Origin of the sequence: Alloscardovia criceti DSM 17774, assembly GCF_000376885.1 — a bacterium.
GTDB classification, from domain to species: Bacteria; Actinomycetota; Actinomycetes; order Actinomycetales; family Bifidobacteriaceae; genus Alloscardovia; species Alloscardovia criceti.
This window is the reverse complement of sequence record NZ_AQXR01000010.1, coordinates 1-19343: the sequence shown is the minus strand read 5'-3', so window position 1 is coordinate 19343 and position 19343 is coordinate 1. Positions and strand designations below refer to the sequence as shown.

Genomic DNA, 19343 nt, shown 5'->3' with positions numbered 1-19343 from the left:
CAAGCGCCCATGGCAAAATAATCCCTCTGAGTCTCACAAGACCAGAGGGATTAAATGTATTTATACAGCGATGACGTTTTTACTGTGATTACTGTGCAAACTGCGCAGCCATCGAGCGGACATATTCAGGCATATCCTCCACATTGATTTCCGCATCAAAGCGAGCCGTTTGCCCCTCGAGTGAGCGCAAATTTTGTGGAATTGGCACGCCACTGAGCTCGTGCAAAACATCCATGCAAGCAAAGTCGCTAGCCGGCGCTTCCTTACCTAATGCCTCCAGCACAGCGCGTGGGAACTTGTAAGGACTTGCCGTCGCAAGCACCACACGAGGAGCCATAGGCGTGCCCTCGGTGGTGGAGAGCACATGGTAAGCGCAGGCGGTATGCGGATCGAGCACATACTGGTTCTCCTCCCAGCATTCGGCGATAGCCGCGCGCACCTGATCTTCGTCAGCCCAGCCGCAGTCAAAGACTGCACGAATCTTCGTCATAATTTCTGCAGGCACTTCATAGCGACCGGTTGCCGCCAAATCGTTCATCAAACGGGAGATGAGCTCTGTATCGCCATCGCTGAAGTAATACAGCATGCGCTCCAAGTTGGATGAAATGAGGATATCCATACTTGGGGAGATGGTGGTGAAGAATTCACGATTGCGATCATACGCGCCTGTGGTAAGGAAATCGTAGAGCACGTTATTCTTATCGCTGGCCACCACCAATTTTCCAACTGGTAAGCCCAAACGCTTGGCATAGTATCCTGCGAGGATATCGCCAAAGTTGCCTGTTGGCACGATGAAATCGACCTCATCGCCAAAATTAATTTCTTGGCTGAAGAGCAACTGAGCATAAGCGGTGAAATAATACACAACTTGTGGCACGAGACGGCCTACGTTAATCGAGTTTGCGCTGGATAAACGCGTGTGACTTTCTTCGGCTATAGCCTTGCTCAAGTCTGCATCACCGAAAATCTTCTTCACATTGCCCTGTGCATCATCGAAGTTGCCATGTACGGCGACGACACCGACATTGGAGCCCTGCTGTGTCACCATTTGCAAGCGTTGCACTTCGCTGACCTGACCGGCAGGGTAGAAGACGACGATGCCTGTAGAGTCCACGTCGGCAAACCCTTCCAAAGCCGCCTTTCCTGTATCGCCACTGGTTGCAGTCAAAATCAGCACGCGATCCGTTTCAGATTGAGCAGAGTCGGCAGAGTCACCCGCGCCCGCATCAGCACCCGCAGAGGCTGTATGCGCCATAAAACGCGGCAAAATCTGCAAAGCCACATCCTTAAAAGCAGATGTTGGCCCATGGAAAAGCTCAAGGATATGATTCATGCCTAATGGCTGAAGCGGGGTAATCGCCTCATCCTTGAAATTTTCACCGTACGCGGAGGTGATGCACTCGCGCAGTTCTTCCTCAGTGAAATCCGGTAAAAGCGCAGACAGCACCTCATATGCGATATCTTGATAGCTCTTGCCGGGAAGCGACTCCACATCAATGGTCTTCTGACCTAAACCATCGCTGACGAAAAGACCGCCGTCATCTGCAATTCCTTGGCGAATAGCCTGTTTTGCGGTGACTTGAATATCTGTACTGCGTGTGCTGTGAAATAGTTCCACGGTTTCCCTTTCATCGGGCCAGAATCTGCATGCCTCACAAATGAACTGGCGTGATGTCAATTAAGATGTCTGCGTACCACATCTTTGGGCCAGACTGGTCGCAGGATTTATATTGATTTTAACGTGAAACCTGCCCACAATGTGCTACGGGTCGCATACAATGAGACTCATGACAGACACAATGCAATCCGTACAAAGTCAGGCTCTTGCCGCTCGCGCCGCTCAGCGTGTGCTGGAGAAGATGACAACGAAGCAGAAAAATGCTTTACTGCTTTCAATCAGCGATGCTTTAGTAGCTCATGCTCAAGAAATTGAAGACGCTAATGCTCAGGATATGCAGGCCGCTCGCGCAGAAGGTATGAGCGCCGGTCTTTTGGATCGTTTGCTTTTTAACGCGGATCGCGTGCGTTCCAGCGCCGAAGGTATGCGCAAGGTGGCGGAACTTCCAGACCCAGTAGGTGAAGTCGTGCGCGGCATCGATATGGATAATGGCATGCGCCTTATCCAGTCCCGCGTGCCGATGGGCGTGGTGGGTATGATTTATGAAGCTCGACCAAACGTCACCGTGGATGTGGTAGCTCTGGCGTTAAAGTCTGGAAATGCCGTCATTATCCGCGGAGGCCACGCTGCCGAGAAAACGAATGCAGCCACGTTACGCGTCATTTCGGAAGCTTTGAAGAGCCATAACGTGGATGATGCTTTGGTCAGTTCTGTAGACGCCTTCGGCCGTGAAGGTGCACAGGCGATGATGCAGGCTCGTGGTTATATCGACCTGCTCGTGCCACGCGGCAGTGCCCGCCTCATTCAGTATATTGCGGACAATGCAAAGGTTCCGGTCATCGAAACTGGCGCTGGAAATGTGCATATTTACATCGATGAAAGCGCAGACTTTACCAAGGCATTGCCTATTATTATCAACTCCAAGACCCAGCGCGTGGGCACCTGCAATACGGCGGAAAAGCTAATCGTCCACTCGGCTGTGGCACAGGCCTTCTTGCCATTGGTGGCTGAAAGTCTGAAGGAATTCAATGTACGCCTGCGCGCAGATGAGCGTGCATACGATATTATCCATAGCGCTGGTTTTGAGGTCGAGCACGCAGAAGACGAGGATTGGGATACCGAATATTTGGACTATATCCTCGGCATTCGGGTGGTTGACAGTTTGGAAGAAGCAACTGCACATATTAATGCACACTCCACCAAGCACACGGAGGCTATCGTTAGCGAAAATTACTCAGCCATCGAGGAATTTACGCGCAACGTCGACAGTGCTGTATTAATGGTCAACGCGTCGACGCGCTTTACCGATGGTGGACAATTCGGCTTTGGCGCGGAGCTGGGCATTTCAACTCAGAAAATGCATGCGCGCGGCCCAATGGGATTGCAAGCGCTGACCACCACGCACTGGGTGGGCTATGGCACAGGACAGGTGCGCGACTAATGGCCTTAGTAAATACCACCACCTCCCTTGAGGAGCTCATTGCCGCCGAGGAAGAAACGCCTCGCACACTGCTGCGCGTTGCCGCCGAGCGTTTGAGCACGGTGCGCTACGTATTTGTCGTGTCTATCGAAGATGGCATCCCACAAGTGCCAGAACGCAGTGCGCTGGAGTATTCGGATGCTGTGCTGCTTGGTTGGCCGGAAACGGATGCGGCAGACGTCGTGACGCCGGATAATACAGAAGCGATTGCCGATTTTGTCATGCAAATTGAAAAGCGTATTTCCGTGTTTAGGCAGGCCGAGCTGGATAATGACACGGCGACTATGGCGGATACCTTAATTCATATCAGCGAAAATGTGGCACAGGTGAGGAAGGCATATCAGCCAGGCTTCCTTTTGCCTACATATGCGGAAATTCGCCGTTATGTGCAGCAGCAGTGGGAAGAAGAAATGCAGTCCCGCTTGGATGAGCAAAAGGAGACGGAGGAGAGCCAGACAAATACGGATCAGCAGAGTATGGAAACGGCGTCTGAAAGTTCTCCAGAAAGCTCCACTCCAGCAGATAACTCCACGGATCATCAATGAACGAGATATCTTTACAGCCAGAGCAGAACGCAGGCGCGGACCTGAGCGATAGCACTAGTATGGATCTCACCAGCATGGGCCGCACTAGCGTAGACCGCACTATGGCTCAAATCCCAGCAACGCCTTCTGCCGTCAACGATCCTTCGCGATTGTCTCTCAAACGCAGATCCGAGCAGGGTAGCATTCATGAACGCCCTCGCGTTGGCATTATGGGTGGCACTTTTGACCCTATCCATAATGGCCACTTGGTAGCCGCCTCCGAAGTAGCGTGGGTGTATGACCTCGACGAGGTCATCTTCGTGCCCACGGGCCGCCCGGTTTTCAAGCAACACAAAGCTGTGACCAATCCGGAAGATCGCTATCTTATGACCGTGATTGCCACCGCTTCCAATCCACGATTTACCGTATCGCGTGTAGATATTGAACGCCCGGGCATCACCTATACCATCGATACGTTGCGCGATATCCGTGCCGTGCGCCCGCACGCAGATTTGTTCTTTATCACTGGAGCGGACGCTTTGGCGGAGATTATGAAATGGAAAGATGCAGATAAGATGTGGGATTTGGCGCATTTTGTCGGCGTCACGCGTCCGGGTTATACCATGGATAAGAGTAATCTAGATGTGCCGGAAGATGCGGTGGATGTGTTAGAAATTCCAGCCTTGGCTATTTCTTCCACGGATATCCGTCGCCGGTCCAACGCAGGCGAACCTGTGTGGTACCTCGTCCCTGATGGAGTAGTGCAATACATCAGCAAGCACGGCTTGTACGCAAAGTTATTGCAAAACTCCTAATAAATTTGTGTCAATAATTACAGATACGATTAAATCAAAGCAATGCTATCCGTCAAATGGTTGGAGTTTCTGTGAGTGCAGTCCTCGAAGGTAAGCCTGACAAAAATCTTATTTTAGTTACCGGTCGTTCTCATCCTAAACTGGCGTTAGATGTAGCGAATGAACTCGGTGTAGATGTTCTCGAAACTACTCTGTACGACTTTGCAAACGGCGAAATGTATGTGCGCTACACGCAGTCTGTGCGTGGTGCAGATGTTTTCGTGTTGCAAACTGCCACAGATCCTACAAACAAGCACATTATGGAGCAGCTCATTATGATTGATGCTCTCAAGCGTGCTTCCGCAAACTCCATCACGGCTGTATGCCCATTGATGCCATACTCCCGTCAGGATAAGAAGCATCAGGGTCGCGAGCCTATTTCCTCACGTCTGGTCTTCGATTTGATGCGTACGGCGGGCGCAGACCGCATTATGTCTGTGGATTTGCATGCTGCCCAGTCTCAGGGCTTCTTCGATGGCCCGGTAGACCATTTGCAGGCTATGCCAGTACTCGTAGATTATGTGCGTGACTGCCTAGACTTGACTAATGTAGCCGTTGTATCTCCAGATGCTGGCCGTATTAAGGTGGCAGAGCAGTGGGCTCAGCGCTTGGGCGGTGCACCATTGTCCTTCGTACACAAGACCCGCGATATCACCCGTCCAAATCACTCTGTCGCCAACCGCGTGGTCGGTGACGTCGAAGGTAAGGATTGCGTGCTCGTCGATGATTTGATTGATACCGGCGGCACCATTGTGGACGCTTGCCAGGTCATCTTGAATTCTGGCGCAAAGTCTGTCACTGTCGTGGCTACGCACGGCGTGCTGTCTGATCCTGCTGTAGAGCGTTTGAAGAATTGCGGCGCTCGCGAAGTCGTCATTACGGACACCGTGCCAGTGCCTAAGGAAAAGCGCTGGGATGGTTTGACGGTACTGAGCATCGCACCATTGCTTGCTTCTGGTATTCGTGCTGTCTTCGAAGATAATTCGATGGCAAGCATCTTCGAAAACTATCCAACACACCATCAAGGTCAGTTCCAGTTCGGTTAAACCACCTTGAGTTTAAAGGGCTTTCGCTAAGTCATCGACATGTCGTTGTTACTAAAGTTTCAACACTGTGGTACAGTTTCTTAGTGGATATTCCCCCATGGTGTAATGGCAGCACACGGGTCTTTGGAACCCTTAGTCTTAGTTCGAATCTAGGTGGGGGAGCTGCTGGGGAGGCCGGCGTCCAGCAAAATCTGCTGAGGCGTCGGCTTTTTCGTTTATAAGAAAGGTTACTCAAGTGACAACGCATAAAATTGATACATGGCTAACAGATATGGATGGCGTGCTTGTTCACGAACAACGTGCTTTACCAGGAGCTCCTGAATTTATCCAAGCCTTGCGCGACAACAATCGTCGTTTCTTGGTTTTGACAAACAACCCTATGTACACTCCACGTGACTTGTCTGCACGTTTGAAGCTGTCAGGCATTGACATCCCTGAAGAGTACATCTGGACTTCGGCTCTGGCCACAGCTCAGTTTGTTTCTCAGACCATCCCTCACGGCTCTGCTTACGTTATCGGTGAAGCAGGCCTAACTACAGCTTTGCATGAAGCTGGCTACATTCTTTCCGATCGCAACCCAGATTATGTGATTTTGGGTGAAACCCGTACGTACTCCTTCGAAGCTATTACGAAGGCTATTCGCTTGATTTTGGACGGAGCGCGTTTCATCTGCACAAATCCAGATAATGCAGGCCCAAGCGATCAGGGTATTTTGCCTTCCACCGGCGCTGTTGCAGCCTTGATTACAAATGCAACGGGCCGCGAACCATACTTCATTGGTAAGCCAAACCCAATTATGTTCCGTACCGCTTTGAACCGCGTGGGTGCACACTCTGCAACCACCGCCATGATTGGCGATCGTATGGATACGGATGTGATTGCAGGCGTGGAAGCTGGTTTGCACACCTTCTTGACCTTGACCGGTGTCACCACCAAGGATCAGGTGGAAGCTTATCCATTCCGCCCAAGTCACGTGGTTGATTCCATCGGTGACTTGATTCCTATTGCCGAAAGCGGCGAAGTAGAGGAGTAGGGCTCGTATGAGCATTAACGCAGCAGTCGTATTAGCAGCAGGTGAAGGCACACGCATGAAGTCTGCCACACCGAAGGTTTTGCACAGCTTGGCAGGAAAGACATTTCTCCAGCGTGTGCTCAATGCCGTAGCAGCCACCGAGCCACAAACCGTGGCCGTAGTTGTGCGTCATGAGGCTGAAAAGGTGTCCGCAGCAGCGCTCAGCTACAATGCTGATGCCGTTATCGTACACCAAGATGACATGCCGGGCACCGGACGAGCCGTGCAGTGCGCTATGGATGAGCTCAAAAATAAGGGCTCTCTTGTGAGCACCGTACTCATCGTGGCAGGCGACATGCCTATGCTCGATGGCGAAACCTTGACGAATCTGGTCTCCACACACGAGGCAAGTGCCAATGTGGCGACGATTCTGAGCTGCAAACTCGACAATCCTTTTGGATATGGTCGCATTATTCGCGATTCTGCTGGCGGTTTTGTGCGCATTGTAGAGCAAAAAGATGGCACCGAGAGCGAACTCGCTGTCCACGAGGTAAATACCTCTGTGTACGCTTTCGATGCGCGTGTACTTCTGCAGTCTATTGAAAAGCTGAACTCTTCCAATGCGCAAGGAGAGTTTTATCTCACCGATGCCCTCACCAATGCTCGTGAGATAGGCAAAGTGGGCATTGTTACCGTTGATAATCCGCTACGTGTAGAGGGTGTCAACGATAGAGTACAGCTTTCAAAGCTGGCAAAAGCACACAATTTAGAGATTTGTGAGTATTGGATGTGCGAAGGCGTGTCCATTCTCGACCCTGAAACCACGTGGATTGATGACGATGTAACGCTCGAAGCCGATGCCGTTATTTTGCCAGGATCCTACCTTCAGGGTGAAACTCGAGTAGCAGCCAATGCTGTGGTTGGTCCTTACACCACGCTGATTGATGCGACTATCGATGAAGGCGCACAGGTGGAGCGCTCTCGGGTAGAAAAAACTCATATCGGACCTGAAGCCAATATCGGCCCATGGACGTATCTGCGCCCTGGAAACGAGCTGGGCAAGGGCTCTAAGGCGGGTGCCTTCGTGGAGATGAAGAAAGCCATCATCGACGAGGGCACCAAAGTTCCACACTTGAGCTATGTGGGCGATGCACATATTGCACACCACACCAATATCGGCGGTGGAACTATTACGGCAAATTACGATGGCGTGCACAAGTTGCATACGGAAATTGGCGCTAATGTGCATGTGGGGGCAGGCAATATGTTTGTCGCTCCTGTCACTGTGGGCGATAATGTCACAACCGGCTCCGGTTCTGTTATTCGTCACGATGTGCCGGACGATGCCATGGTGTACTCGGAAAACACCCAGAATGTGGTAGAAAATTGGAAGCCAGCCTGGGAGCGTAATTCCGCGGATACCGAAAAGAAGAATTAGTCCATTCGATAGAATGAATATGACTGAATGTTCGACAATGGGTTTACTTTAAGGATTTAATAAATTGACTGCTTTTAAAGAATCAATCGATGCCGCACGCGTAGCTGCTTTGGGCGCAGACGAGGCTAAGGGCGAAGATATCGTCGCTTTTGATGTCTCCGAACCATTGGGTTTGACGGATATCTTCCTCATTGCCACCGGCTCCTCTCCTCGTCACGTCTTGTCTATCGCGGAGGAAATTGAAAAGCAATTGCACTTGCAGATGGGTATGAATCCTCGCGAACGTGAAGGCTTGGATGAAGGCCAGTGGGTTTTACTGGATTTCGGTGACATCGTGGTGCATGTCATGGATCAGGATTCGCGTGACTTCTACGATTTGGAACGTTTGTGGAAGGATTGCCCTCGCATCGACCTGCAGCTTCCCGAGCGTGCAGAAGATGACGATGATGCTGAGAATGACGACATCGAAGACTAATAAATCGTAATTTAAGAAATTCAAGAATTGATGGCGAAAATGGCAGATAAAGCAGATACAAATGACATGTCACTGACTGCAAGCTCATCGTTGAACGACATCACCGCCACATCTCAAAAAGATGTGAATCATGCGCGTTTTGTCACCCTGATTCGCCATGGTCGCACACGCTACAATGCGGAACATCGTTTGCAAGGGCAGATTGACATCCCGCTGGACCATGTGGGCGAGTGGCAGGTGCAGCATACGGCTGAGGATTTGCAGAAATTGTATGTGAATCCTTTCGAATCGCGCTCGCAGCTCGTAGTGGCATCTCCTTTAGGTCGTGCACAGCAAACTGCCCACGCTTTTTCGGATGGCTTGGATTTGGAGATTCACACGGATGATCGCGTCAAAGAGCGCGGTTTTGGTGAGCTTGAAGGTATGCCTGTGACGGAGATGCAGCAGCGCTGGCCGCAAGACTTTGAAAGCTGGCGAAACTTCGGCGATGGTGAGCTCAAGCATGGGGCAGAGCCTAAAGCTGAGGTAGGCAAGCGCGGTGCACAAGCCGTCGATGAGTGGGCACACAAGGTGGACTCTGACACGGATTTGTTTGTGTTTACGCATGGTGCGTGGATCAACCAAGTGGTGCACACGCTGATGGGTTGGAGCGATTTTCATAAGGAATTCGCGGATTTGGTCAGCATGCGCAATGGTTTCTGGACCCGCATGATGCTTTTCGACATGCCGGACGGTTCGGAACGTTATCGCCTTATAGACTACGGTCATGGTCCTGCGATTGCGTACACAACGGATTGGGATAATCCTGAATTGTAGGGTCTGCGACGGTTGAAAGTTCGCGGTTTGCGGTGATATATGCCTAGGTATGTTTTAGGCAGTACCGTGCGCGAACGTAGGCAAATTAAAAAAGAATTTTAAAAAAATGGCGCAACACGTTTGCGCCATTGGTTTTTCTTGTGTATAGTAGAAACGTTTTTGGGGCTATGGCGCAGCTGGTAGCGCATCTGCATGGCATGCAGGGGGTCACGGGTTCGAATCCCGTTAGCTCCACTCAGAAGGTTCGTCCATTCATTCCACCGGACGAGCCTTCTTTTTATTTTCGTGTCCTCGATTCTCTCAAAAATCATCAGACGTATAATTATTCTAAGGTGATGCAATATTCACACCACGTAAAGGTCAGAAGGCCAGGTGAGAAATATGGGATTCATACTCAGCGTCATATCATTGACTATTTCGGCAATTATCCTTTGGGAATGCTGGAAAGTTGGTCAAAATCTCAGCGATAAATCATAGCTTTGTCTGAGAAGGATTGAGAACAGACCACATTTCCGCAGTTAGAGAGCCTACGGCGAAGATGAGCATTGTAAATCAACGACAGTCTTTAGACAGTAGGCTTAGAAAGTTTGTGCTGATATTTCGGGAGTTAGGTAGTGGTTCTGGCTCAGATAATCTGACTAGCTGATATACAGTTCGATATTAAAGACAAGTCCGGAATTCGGGTGTGCGAATTCCGGACTTGTCTTTAATAAGTCATGGAGTCTTATCTTTCAATCAATTCAGCAATCTTCTGTACATGTTTCTCAGCTCGCTGAGTTAAATCACTTGAAGCAAACATATCGCCACTAAATACGGTGCCGAGATAGTCCATGTGACAGTAGTCAAAGCTAGTCACATAAGGCTTTACTATATCTTCGGGTGTTATGCCCATGTTGCCGTTAGGGGCGTAAGAGCTGCTTGAGCCTCCTGCAGTAAAAACCTTTGAACTAATAGTTGTTAAAATGTTTAAATTAGCAATTAATTAAGTAACCTCTTTCTCTGAAATTTCATACATATTAGTACTTTCAACTTCTCAGAGTTAATGTTTATCAGCATACTTGTTGGTGCGTGCTTAAGAAAAAATGGGTTCTGAAGCCCACTATTTGAAACTGTTGGTGTGTTTTGCAGTGCACAATTTTACGGGCTGTTGTTTCGATGGTTGATGTAGCTGCTGTTACACAGACTATGCCGCTTTTCAAAACGATGTTTGAACGAAAATAGAGAAAATAGATCTAAAAAATTAGAGTGTTTTTTGTAAACAAGAAATTCAAGTCATAGAATTGTGGATATAGACAACGAGCAACGGAGCTTAAATGAAAGAACAAAGATCTAGCAATTATGATCCACAGTTATTGAAGCGATTTCAGGTTTTTTGTAGTAGAAATTCTTCCCCGGAGTCCCAGAGGAAATTGAGGAATATTTTGGCGAATTCACCAAGTAAGGAGCATTCGATTAAAGAGCTGATTAAAAGAGAACAGCATTATGAATTATCTGATCATGAAGCGGCTGATATGTTGAAATTAGTTACCGCATTTTTAGATAAACAATCCTCGAGGAAACAGATTGATGTAAGTGTGCGGAAGAAGTTGCTCTTAGAACAGAACGGCTTATGTGTCATGTGTGGTCGGCGCATAGGTTTGCAGAGTCATTTAGATCATAAGGTTCCATTTGTATATGTGGGTGACCATCTAGATGATAATTTCCAGATGCTTTGTGCTCATTGCAATCATGCAAAAGGGAAAAAGATAGATTTCTAAACAAGAAACACGAAAGGGAACATTATGAAAAGAATATTTTTGCAGAAGGTTGTTCAAGGTAAGGTTCGATTTTACCTTGGGAAGCTCCCAGCAAAAGACTTGGTAAGATTAGCTACTAAAGCTGAATTTGAGAGCACTCAGGAGGCTCAAAGGCCAATAAACAAGAAACGTGTTGAAGAAATTGCTGAATTTGTAAAGACTGGATCCCTCTCCACATCCATCGTCATTGGGACGAAAGTTAAGGAGAAATTGTCAGTACGGCCTGTTGAAGACAATTCAATCCAAGGTTTAGATTTGTACTACATGGATTTTCCAGAGACCGCCGAAGAATTTGAGCTGTATAAAGACACATTTGACATTATGGATGGACAACATCGACTTTTTGCGTTCTTGCCAGAGTTTAATAAACTGCCCGATAATGCTGAGTTTGAAATGCACTTTGCAATGTATATTGTCCCGACTTTGAGAGAAAGACGGATGATTTTTAAAAATACAAATGAGAAACAGAAAAGCGTTGATCAGAACTTGCTGCTGTGGTTTAGAAGTGTCTTGGGAATGCTTCGTACAGACGAGCGGCTTTACCATTCTGTTGTTGAACTGCTTAATACAGAGAGTGTTTCACCGTTAAGAGGGAAAATAATAATGGGTTCTGAAAAGGTTCGTCATGGTTTCAAGGCGAAGCAAGTAATTTCTATTTTAAATAAAGAGGATATCATACATGAATGCGCATACAGGCCTAAAGCGGCTGAATCTGAGTCAGCTAATTATCCTCAAAGAGGGGACGCTGATTATAAAACACCAGAGTTAGATGATCAAAAAATGCTGAAATTAATATCAGAGTATCTATCTGGTTGGGAAGAAGCGGTTGGGTATGAGATTTTGTCGGATGATAGGGCAGTAGGTGCGTTCACCAAAATTTCCGGATTCAGATTTATGATTAAGATGCTTCCAGAATTTTATAGGCATGCTCAGGATGAAAATAAATTTATAAATAAGCAATATGTTTCTTCAACATTAAAACAACTGTTTGCATATAATGGGATGGAGCCAGTCGATTTATTTAATCCTGAAAGTCAATATCTCAAAAATCTGGGTCAAAATCCATTTGCAGGCGAGACTCCAACGGCAGCTCTTGCTAAGGACTGGTCGAGTCGTTTAAAGGATCTTACTACGAATACCTTTGATCCTCTGGGCTTTTAACTGGTTCTTGTTCCTTGATTGTAAAATGAACCGCACTCTAACATATTAGGTTTTATTAATGAACATATCCGGATTACAATGGGTGCGGTTTATTTTGTATTTCAATGATGTTTAGACCGCATGCCAGTTGTGTGTCTGGTTTTAAGGCTTCGGTCGGTGGTACGAAATGCGTCTGGTTGACGCTGACGCCGCTTCGGCTGAGTTTGTCATATGTTTCTTATTGCTGTTGATGATAGCGTCCTAGGTCTGTGTATATGTGTGTTCTTGGTGGTAATCGATTCACGCAGGGTTCATAGTACCAAAGGGCTTATCGTGTTCTTCTGTCGGTAGTTTCATCAGCGGATTGTTTAATCTGACGTATTAGACTTTCCCTTTGCTAGGATGCAGCATCGCACAAATATGTGCATTTTTTGATTTATCTGATTATTTGTCGCCGTTATCACACCTCTTTATCTAGTGCTTTTTCTGGTCTTTCCGGATGTATTACAGAATCTAAAGAAGAATTAACTAAAGAGAGCCCGATAAAAAGTTGAAACCTAACGGGCTCTTAGCCTTCGAAAAAGTGATTGTGCGAATGTCACTCTCAGTCTTTATCTTGAATTATTTTCGGCGGATACACTTCTTCAAATCTCGAAAGTATTTCGAGAAGACTTGGGTCTAGAAATTCTATTGTTCTTTCTCTAATCTCGCGTGGCACCCCATAGTATGGTTCAGCAATCGAACCCGCGATTGCAGCAATCGTATCGCTGTCGCCGCCGATGGAAATGGCATTTCTGATAGCGTCTTCAAAAGAGTCTGATTCTAAGAAAGCAACTATTGCCTGTGGGACAGTGCCTTGGCAGCTCTGGTTAGGCTTGTATGTTTCGCGTATACCATCAAGTGTGAAGTCGAGTGGATAGTAAGAATTTTGGATATACTCTCTAATTGCGCTTTTACTTTCCCCGGTTCGAGCGAGAAATACCGCTACAGCAGTGGCTTCGGCACCTTTGATTCCCTCAGGATGATTGTGTGTTACGCAAGTAACAGCTTCAGAGAGTTTCTTAACTTCATCTATTGTATTTCCGACGTATCCGCAGCCGCTTACACGCATGGCTGCTCCGTTGCCATAGCTGCCATAGGGTTCAGGTTTTGGATTCATTGCCCATTGTATAAAGTTTTGACCGTAGCCCTTCCAAGGAAATTGGATTACAAGGTTCTTCATGGAGTTTTGTGCTTGCTCGGATAGATCGCTGTAGTCTGCATCAGAATTCAGCAATGCCTCACAAATGGCAAGGGACATCACGGAATCATCTGTGTAGCGACATTTATCAGAAAGAAATTCAAAATCTTTCGCCTTATAGTTTTTAATTTCAAAGCGCGACCCTGCAATATCTCCAACGATAGCCCCAATCATCTCATACCTCGTATCTCAGTTTGTAAATTAAAGAGTGGGTAATGGGAATTACCTCTTGACATAGTAAGTTTCTATATCCCATGCTATCGAGCATCAATGATTTTCGATGCTGGTACATATAGTTTGAGTACCACAGGATTGTTTTATTTGGTCCTTTGAAATAAAATAATTCCGCCTCAGGTGTAGCAGTTTAGCTATAGTTCATTTCTTGGTGCTATAGAATCTCTTTAATGTCATACGTCATTGTATGGATTGTGCTGTGTGCACGCTTCTTCCCAGTATTAGGCTTTCAAACTTCAAACGGAGCTATTTATAGGAAAGGGCACGCTAGATCTTGAAACTCTGGAAAAGCGCAGGCTAGAATTTTCCAATTTTGCAATCCGATTTAAAATTCTGCTTCTATGATGAAAAGTAGTTTTGTAAAAAGTGCAATATGAAGCTACTACGGAGATTTTTGATGGTCGGCAAGTCGATTAACCTGTTTCTCATGGACAGCGATCCAAATGGGCGTATTAAATGTACCTTGGCAAATTGGACAGGTGTGGCATATAAGATTCCGCGTACGATGCTAGACAAAGCTCGGGAAATCGCATATTTGCAGCAGACGGGTGTTTACCTACTTTTCGGCGTATCAGATGATACTGGCGACCCTGTCGTGTACATCGGACAGGCAGGTGTACGCAAGAATGGTCAGGGTTTACTGAACCGCTGGCAGGAGCATAAACGCAGTTCGAGTAAGGACTGGTGGACCGAAGCTGTAGCTTTAACTACGTCGAATAACTCTTTTGGGCCGACGGAGATCAGCTATCTTGAAAATCGTTTCCGCAATTTAGCCATCACAGCAGACCGTTATGAGGTCATGAATGGTAATGATCCGACTCAAGGAAATATCACGGAGGAAAAGGAAAGCGAATTAGAAGAATTTATCGAGTATTCCAAGCTGGTTATTGGCGCTTTGGGTTACAAAGTTTTTGAACCGCTCATTACCAGAAAAGTTGAAAATGCGAGAGCAGAATCTGATGATTCGGAAACCTTGTTGTATTTCCACACTAGCAGAGCCGAAGCTACGGGACAGAGGACAACCGAAGGCTTTGTGGTGCGTGCAGGAAGCAAGCCGTCGAAGGAACTTAAGCAGAGTGTAGGGAAAAATATTCGGAAGTTGAGAGAGAAATATTCTGTACATATCGACTCTGATGGAAGACTTATGAAAGATCTGCTCTTTAGTAGTCCATCCGCTGCCGCGTGCTTCGTAGGCGGTTCTTCACTGAGCGGCAATGTTATGTGGAAAACGCTTGAGGGCAAAACGCTTGGAGAACTGGAGTCTGAGAAGTAAGCGTAAATCTTGAAAATAAAAAGCTATAGCCGTGTGAGACTCAACACTTTGGGCCTCACTCAACACGCTCCATTTTCGCAGGAATGCCGTGATGTGCGGCTAGGATCTTAAAGAGTACTCTAAAGAAGATTAAAGAAGGTTAAGGATCATGGGCGATTTCAAGGGTGTGCCAGAACTAGAATTCGAACGCCAACTAATCGAGCACCTCACACAAATTGGTGGTGTGAAGCAGTGGCAGTATTCGCCTGAGATCAAAACCACTCAGCAGCTCTGGGCGAATTTTAAGAGAATTCTTGAACAAAACAATAGAGCACGTTTAGATGCGCCTTTATCTGATGCTGAGTTTAGCCAGGTGAAGAGGGAAATTACGAAGCTGTCTACACCATTCCAAGCGGGGCAATTCCTTTACGGTACGAATGGTGTGTCCGAAGTGCTTGTACATTTAGACAACGGCGAAGATGCTTATTTGCAGGTCTTTGATCAGGCTCAAGTAGGTGGCGGAAATACGGTTTACCAAGTTGTCAATCAAATCGAGCGTCCTTCTGTAATTGATGGAAAACCGGACAGACGTTTTGATGTAACTTTACTGATTAATGGTTTGCCGATTATCCAGATTGAGCTCAAACAGGCCATGCATTCTAGTCGTGAAGCTCTCAACCAGATGGAGCAATACATTGCGGAACGTCAGTACGGGGATATTTTCTCTACGCTTCAAATCCTCATCGCAATGACGCCAAATGATATCCGTTACATGGCGAATACGACTCGTGCTCTGTTTAATAAAGCCTTTGCCTTCAATTGGCAAAATGAAAATGACTCCACGCGTGTGCACTCGTGGAAGGAGTTTGCTGACAAGGTGTTGTCCATTCCGATGGCGCATGATATGGCAACGCGTTTTATGGTGTTGGATGGCACTCGAAATAAGCAGAGCATCAAAGTCATGCGTCCTTACCAGGTGTATGCCACGAAGCGAGTCCTAGACAAGGTGCGTGGGTACGACTTCAGCTCCGGAAACGGCAAGCTTGGCTATGTCTGGCATACGACCGGGAGTGGAAAGACCATTACAAGCTTTAAAACGGCTTGGCTTGCAAGTCTTTTGCCAAATGTGGACAAGGTCATCTTTTTAGTGGACCGAATTGCGCTAACAAACCAGACTGTGAGCGCTTATCAAGCGTACGATCCGGACAACAACGATTTCACCAGTGGCGTCATCGCAGATACTGCTAATATTTCGGATTTGCACAGGAAACTTATGCGCAGAACCGATAAGAATATCATCGTGACAAGTATCCAAAAGATGGCTCGGTACGTGTCCCATGAAAAATTTAGCCCGTTTGTGAAAGGTAACATTCTTTTCATCGTGGATGAGGCTCACCGCTCCACAAGTGAACGCTCAGATAACGAAAGTATGCTCCAAAATATTCGTAAGGCTATTCCTCAGTCTGCATGGGTGGGCTATACAGGAACTCCAAAATTCCCTGAAACTCAAAAGATTTTCGGCAACGTGCTGCACACCTATACGATCAGGGAAGCCATTGCAGATAAGAATGTGCTGGGCTTCAACGTGGAATTTAAAGAGACCATCAAGACCAAGGACAATCCTACCGCCGAAGAAATTGATGACGACAAGAAAGAAAGCGTTTATGATACCTCTCCGGAGCATCTTAATCTTGTAGTGCAGGATATCTTCAAATACTGGAATCAGCGCTCGAATAATCGTAAATACAATGCTCTGCTTACTGTGCATGTGGGAGGGCATAAACCTTCCACGCCTCGTGCCATGCAGTATTTTCATAAATTCCTTGAAGAGAATGCGAAGCGGCCAGCAGATGAGCGACTCAAAGTCGCTGTAAGCTTCTCGGTGGATACCTCCAATGGTGAGAACCAGCTTCCAACTAATGAGGGTTTGGATTTCGCTATGGCTCAATACAATGCGATGTTTGGCACGGCTTTCGAGCGGAAGAGCGCTAAACAGTACACTGAGGATTTGGCTCGCAGGCTCAATAAAACCTCGGCTGATGGTAGGTATCTTGATCTGGCAATTGTGGTAGATCAGCTTCTAACTGGATTTGATGCTCCAGAACTGAACACTTTGTATGTGGACCGCACGCTTAAGGGTGCAAATTTGATTCAGGCATACTCGAGGACTAATCGAATGCATAATATCCTCGATAAGCCTTGGGGCAATGTGGTTAATTACCGATGGCCAAAGCAAAATGAAGAGGAAATGAATGATGCTCTCCTGAAATACTCCAACCGACAGCAGGGAGAGCAAGGTGAGCTGGATGGACTTGACTCTCAAACGCTTGCTAATAACGGTGTGCTTTCTGTAAAGTTTAGCGTTGTTCAAGAGCAAATACAGGATACCGTGAATAAGCTACGAACATTAACACGCAACTTTACGGATATCCCGAATGGTGAAAAGGATAGAGCGGACGCTGTTGATCTTCTACGCAACTACAGTACTTTGCTCAGTAAGATGAAGCAGTATACGAAGGATGACGAAGGCAACGAAGTTTCGGCTACGGGCAACCCTGAAGATTTCTACAATCGAATCGGTCTCACCCCTGAGCAGGAGGTCAATCTCACTACTTTCATCTTCGATGGCCTAAAGCAAGGCACTGACCCAGAACCTTTGGGAGGAACTGAGGAGCCTGATATCTCCATGGTTGAGCTGGAAATGGTGCGCATTACTGAGGTCATTATCAACTATGATTACCTCACGGAATTGATAGCACAAATGTCTGATGCAATTCATGACGATGATATGGAGTCTGCATCGCAGCTACGTGAAGATATCGGTTATGAAATTGCTAAGTCCGAGAGTGATTCAGAGAAAGCGAAACTTCACCAGTTTGTGGACCGTGTGTATTCCAAGGAATATGCTTTGCCGTATCCAGCTCCTCGAGATACGGCAAGAATGAATGATGCGATGGATGAAGCTCAAAGCCAATCCGTGCTCCGTGTGTCTGCGAACTTCATTCGAAAGTGGGGATTGGACAACACGATCACACCTCACCAACTGGAGAGTCTCATCAGTAGGCATCGCGTAGGTATGAAGGACCTGGATAAGCAAAACCAGATCGATGATATTTTGCGGTCTGCTCAGGATTACTTCAAAGAACTTGCTGCTCCAGACATCGCAGAACTGTCGAAGATTAGATATCGAAACATGTTTAGAACGGCAATTTATGAGCTAGCGGATGAGATAAAGAAATACGAATAGTTTTTGTATTTTAAGGGGTACTGAGGAAAGAAACATGGCTGAAAAACTGGAAAAAATGGAACCGAGGATAAGATTTCAAGGTTTTACGGACCCTTGGGAACAGCGTAAGTTGGGAGAGTTTGGCTCCGTTGAGATGTGCAGACGCATCTATAGGCATCAAACAGCAGAGAAGGGAGATGTACCGTTTTATAAAATCGGAACATTCGGAGCTAAACCAGACGCGTTTATCTCTAACTCATTATTTGAAAAATACAGAAGGCAATATCCATTCCCGTCGATTGGAGCATTATTAATTTCCGCAGCTGGTAGCATTGGCAGAATAGTTGAGTATCAAGGTGAATCGGCTTATTATCAAGACTCTAACATTGTCTGGCTCGACCATAACGATAAACTTGTCGATAAATTCTTGAAGGCTTTTTATGAGAGAACTGAGTGGACTCTCGAGGGAAGTACAATAAAAAGGCTTTATAACAAGGACATAATAAATACAAAAATTGTAATACCTTCAGTACAAGAGCAAGAGCAAGTTGGAACTCTTTTTTCCAGTATTGACAATCTCATCACCCTTCACCAGCGTAAGTTAGATACGCTCAAAAAATTGAAGAAAACGTTGCTTTCAAAATTGTTCCCAAAAAATGAAGAAAAGTCTCCAGAACTTCGTTTTTCGGGATTTACTGACGATTGGGAACAGCGTAAGTTGGGTGATTTATTTCAGCAGAGGACGGAGAAAGCATCTGGTGATGAAGATTTACTGTCTGTAACTATAGCCGATGGTGTTATTCGACAGAAAGACTCTGATAAACGAAACGTGTCCTCTGATGATAAAAGTAATTACAAAATTGTAAGAAAAGGAGATCTAGCTTATAACTCTATGCGTATGTGGCAAGGTGCGGTGGGAGAATCGGATTTCTTTGGAATCGTAAGCCCTGCTTACACAGTTTTACGGCCTCTGAACGATTTAGATACTAAATTTTTTATGGAGTTATTTAAGAAAAAAACAAGCTTAGATATTTTTCGTCGATGGTCGCAAGGTTTAACCTCAGATACATGGAATCTGAAGTTTCCGGTGTTGTCGAAGATTACATTTCGAGTAACCAAAAGCAGTGAGCAGTCGAAGATTGGTGAGTTTCTTTCTTCCCTCGATCACCTCATCACCCTTCACCAGCGTAAG

General features: G+C 46.6%; 16 protein-coding genes and 2 tRNA genes. 15 read left to right on the top strand and 3 right to left on the bottom strand.

What is annotated here, in order from left to right; translation table 11 throughout:
- Positions 1-88: 88 nt before the first annotated feature.
- Complete coding sequence (gene thrC / locus D570_RS0103510) at positions 89-1618, bottom strand: threonine synthase (protein WP_018143017.1); 1530 nt, start codon at positions 1616-1618, stop codon at positions 89-91.
- Between the two features lie 169 nt (positions 1619-1787).
- Between thrC and D570_RS0103505 the strand changes: the two genes are divergently transcribed.
- From D570_RS0103505 to D570_RS0103460, 10 genes are all read left to right on the top strand, one after another.
- Positions 1788-3059: a glutamate-5-semialdehyde dehydrogenase gene (locus D570_RS0103505; protein WP_018143016.1), complete on the top strand. Its 1272-nt coding sequence runs from the start codon at positions 1788-1790 to the stop codon at positions 3057-3059.
- On the top strand, positions 3059-3643 hold the full coding sequence (locus D570_RS0103500; RefSeq protein WP_018143015.1) for a hypothetical protein: 585 nt from the start codon (positions 3059-3061) through the stop codon (positions 3641-3643). The genes D570_RS0103505 and D570_RS0103500 overlap by 1 nt, the downstream gene beginning before the upstream one ends.
- Positions 3644-3744: 101 nt before the next feature.
- Positions 3745-4437 carry a nicotinate-nucleotide adenylyltransferase gene (nadD, locus tag D570_RS0103495; RefSeq protein WP_245531865.1) on the top strand — a complete coding sequence of 231 codons (693 nt, stop codon included), beginning with the start codon at positions 3745-3747 and terminating at the stop codon, positions 4435-4437.
- 56 nt (positions 4438-4493) lie between these two features.
- Positions 4494-5522, top strand: a complete 1029-nt coding sequence (locus D570_RS0103490) for a ribose-phosphate diphosphokinase (RefSeq protein WP_018143013.1) — start codon at positions 4494-4496, stop codon at positions 5520-5522.
- A gap of 91 nt (positions 5523-5613) precedes the next feature.
- A tRNA-Gln gene (locus tag D570_RS0103485) sits at positions 5614-5684 on the top strand.
- 73 nt (positions 5685-5757) lie between these two features.
- Positions 5758-6555 (top strand): HAD-IIA family hydrolase, encoded by a 798-nt coding sequence (locus D570_RS0103480; protein ID WP_018143012.1) that lies wholly within the window; start codon positions 5758-5760, stop codon positions 6553-6555.
- Positions 6556-6562: 7 nt separating this feature from the next.
- Positions 6563-7972, top strand: coding sequence for a bifunctional UDP-N-acetylglucosamine diphosphorylase/glucosamine-1-phosphate N-acetyltransferase GlmU (gene glmU, locus D570_RS0103475; protein WP_018143011.1), 1410 nt, complete (start codon positions 6563-6565; stop codon positions 7970-7972).
- Positions 7973-8036: 64 nt separating this feature from the next.
- Entirely contained in the window at positions 8037-8447 is a 411-nt protein-coding gene (rsfS, locus tag D570_RS0103470; RefSeq protein ID WP_018143010.1) for a ribosome silencing factor, read from the top strand.
- 30 nt (positions 8448-8477) lie between these two features.
- A complete protein-coding gene (locus D570_RS0103465; RefSeq protein ID WP_018143009.1) occupies positions 8478-9263 on the top strand; it encodes a histidine phosphatase family protein in 786 nt (261 codons plus the stop codon).
- 161 nt (positions 9264-9424) lie between these two features.
- A tRNA-Ala gene (locus D570_RS0103460) sits at positions 9425-9497 on the top strand.
- A 490-nt stretch (positions 9498-9987) separates the two neighbouring features.
- On the opposite strand, the gene D570_RS09740 is transcribed toward D570_RS0103460, so the two are convergent.
- On the bottom strand, positions 9988-10215 hold the full coding sequence (locus D570_RS09740) for an NAD(P)H-dependent oxidoreductase (RefSeq protein WP_407636339.1): 228 nt from the start codon (positions 10213-10215) through the stop codon (positions 9988-9990).
- Between the two features lie 469 nt (positions 10216-10684).
- Between D570_RS09740 and D570_RS0103450 the strand changes: the two genes are divergently transcribed.
- Complete coding sequence (locus D570_RS0103450) at positions 10685-11020, top strand: HNH endonuclease (RefSeq protein WP_169331217.1); 336 nt, start codon at positions 10685-10687, stop codon at positions 11018-11020.
- Between the two features lie 24 nt (positions 11021-11044).
- Positions 11045-12220 (top strand): DGQHR domain-containing protein, encoded by a 1176-nt coding sequence (locus tag D570_RS0103445; protein ID WP_018143006.1) that lies wholly within the window; start codon positions 11045-11047, stop codon positions 12218-12220.
- Positions 12221-12803: 583 nt separating this feature from the next.
- Here D570_RS0103445 and D570_RS0103440 read toward each other — a convergent pair.
- Complete coding sequence (locus D570_RS0103440) at positions 12804-13613, bottom strand: ADP-ribosylglycohydrolase family protein (RefSeq protein ID WP_018143005.1); 810 nt, start codon at positions 13611-13613, stop codon at positions 12804-12806.
- Between the two features lie 487 nt (positions 13614-14100).
- Here D570_RS0103440 and D570_RS0103435 point away from each other — a divergent pair, with 487 nt between their 5' ends.
- The 3 genes from D570_RS0103435 to D570_RS0103425 all read left to right on the top strand — a co-directional run.
- On the top strand, positions 14101-14946 hold the full coding sequence (locus D570_RS0103435; RefSeq protein WP_245531860.1) for a GIY-YIG nuclease family protein: 846 nt from the start codon (positions 14101-14103) through the stop codon (positions 14944-14946).
- A 148-nt stretch (positions 14947-15094) separates the two neighbouring features.
- Complete coding sequence (locus tag D570_RS0103430) at positions 15095-18172, top strand: type I restriction endonuclease subunit R (RefSeq protein WP_018143003.1); 3078 nt, start codon at positions 15095-15097, stop codon at positions 18170-18172.
- Positions 18173-18206: 34 nt separating this feature from the next.
- Positions 18207-19343: restriction endonuclease subunit S (locus D570_RS0103425; RefSeq protein WP_018143002.1), on the top strand; the 1137-nt coding region annotated here is incomplete at its 3' end.

Excerpts from the sequence above, each read along its gene's own strand:
- D570_RS0103505 (WP_018143016.1), top strand. The coding sequence starts at position 1,788 with ATGACAGACACAATGCAATCCGTACAAAGTCAGGCTCTTGCCGCTCGC.
- D570_RS0103500 (WP_018143015.1), top strand. The coding sequence starts at position 3,059 with ATGGCCTTAGTAAATACCACCACCTCCCTTGAGGAGCTCATTGCCGCC.
- nadD (WP_245531865.1), top strand. The coding sequence starts at position 3,745 with ATGGCTCAAATCCCAGCAACGCCTTCTGCCGTCAACGATCCTTCGCGA.
- D570_RS0103490 (WP_018143013.1), top strand. The coding sequence starts at position 4,494 with ATGGTTGGAGTTTCTGTGAGTGCAGTCCTCGAAGGTAAGCCTGACAAA.
- glmU (WP_018143011.1), top strand. The coding sequence starts at position 6,563 with ATGAGCATTAACGCAGCAGTCGTATTAGCAGCAGGTGAAGGCACACGC.
- D570_RS0103465 (WP_018143009.1), top strand. The coding sequence starts at position 8,478 with ATGGCGAAAATGGCAGATAAAGCAGATACAAATGACATGTCACTGACT.
- D570_RS0103445 (WP_018143006.1), top strand. The coding sequence starts at position 11,045 with ATGAAAAGAATATTTTTGCAGAAGGTTGTTCAAGGTAAGGTTCGATTT.
- D570_RS0103440 (WP_018143005.1), bottom strand. The coding sequence starts at position 13,613 with ATGATTGGGGCTATCGTTGGAGATATTGCAGGGTCGCGCTTTGAAATT.
- D570_RS0103435 (WP_245531860.1), top strand. The coding sequence starts at position 14,101 with ATGGACAGCGATCCAAATGGGCGTATTAAATGTACCTTGGCAAATTGG.
- D570_RS0103430 (WP_018143003.1), top strand. The coding sequence starts at position 15,095 with ATGGGCGATTTCAAGGGTGTGCCAGAACTAGAATTCGAACGCCAACTA.